The organism is Roseisolibacter sp. H3M3-2 (assembly GCF_029211165.1).
Taxonomy (GTDB): domain Bacteria; phylum Gemmatimonadota; class Gemmatimonadetes; order Gemmatimonadales; family Gemmatimonadaceae; genus Roseisolibacter.
Window position 1 is genome coordinate 1 of sequence record NZ_JARGEK010000697.1, and the last position, 988, is coordinate 988.

The following is a 988-nucleotide window of genomic DNA, read 5'->3' on the forward strand; positions in this document are numbered from 1 at the left end:
TCGCGCGCCGCCAGCGCCGCCTCCAGCCGGTCGGCGCGCTCGCGCAGCGCCTCGGCGGGGGCGGTCAGCATGGCCAGCGCGGGGATCTCGCGCCGCGCCTTGGCGGGGTCGCGGTAGAGCGCCAGCGTCGCCTCCAGCGCCGCCAGCGTCAGCTTGTCGACGCGCAGCGCGCGGGCGAGCGGGTGGCGCCGCAGCCGCGCCACCGCGTCGGCGCGCCCGACCACGAGCCCCGCCTGCGGCCCGCCGAGCAGCTTGTCGCCGCTCATGATGACCAGCGTCGCCCCCGCGTCGACGAGGTCGCGCGCCGTCGGCTCGCCGCTCAGCCCGTGCGCGTCGAGCGGCAGCAGCAGCCCGCTGCCGAAGTCGTGCAGCAGCGGCACGCCCGCGCGCGCCGCCACCGGCGCCAGTTCGGCCACCGACGCCTGCGCCGTGAACCCCTCGATGGCGAAGTTGCTGCGGTGGACCTTGAGCAGCGCCGCGGTCTCGGGCACGAGCGCGCGCGCGTAGTCCTCGGCGTACGTGCGGTTCGTGGTGCCCACCTCGCGCAGCCGCGCGCCGCTGGTGGCCATGATGTCGGGGACGCGGAAGCTCCCGCCGATCTCCACCAGCTCGCCGCGCGACACGACGACCTCGCCGCCGTGCGCGAGCGCCGCCAGCGCGAGCACGAGCCCCGCCGCGCAGTTGTTGACGACGACCGCGTCCTCGGCGCCGGTCAGCTCGCGCAGCAGGGCGACGCAGTGGTCGTGGCGCGAGCCGCGGGCGCCGCGCGCGACGTCGTACTCGAGGTTCGCGTACCCCTCGGCGACCGCGCGCACCGCGTCCAGCGCCGACTCGGCGAGGGGCGCGCGCCCGAGGTTCGTGTGCAGCACGACGCCGGTGGCGTTGAGCACCGGGCGGAGCGACGGGCGCAGGCGCGCCTCGAGCGCCTCGGCGGCCGCGCGCCCCGCCGCGAGGGCGTCGGGCGGCGCGGCGTCGGGCGCCTCCGGGC

1 protein-coding gene is annotated in these 988 nt (G+C 78.7%); it reads right to left on the reverse strand.

What is annotated here, in order from left to right:
• On the reverse strand, positions 1–988 hold a 988-nt coding region (gene selA, locus PYV61_RS25805), incomplete at both ends, for an L-seryl-tRNA(Sec) selenium transferase (RefSeq protein WP_275836755.1).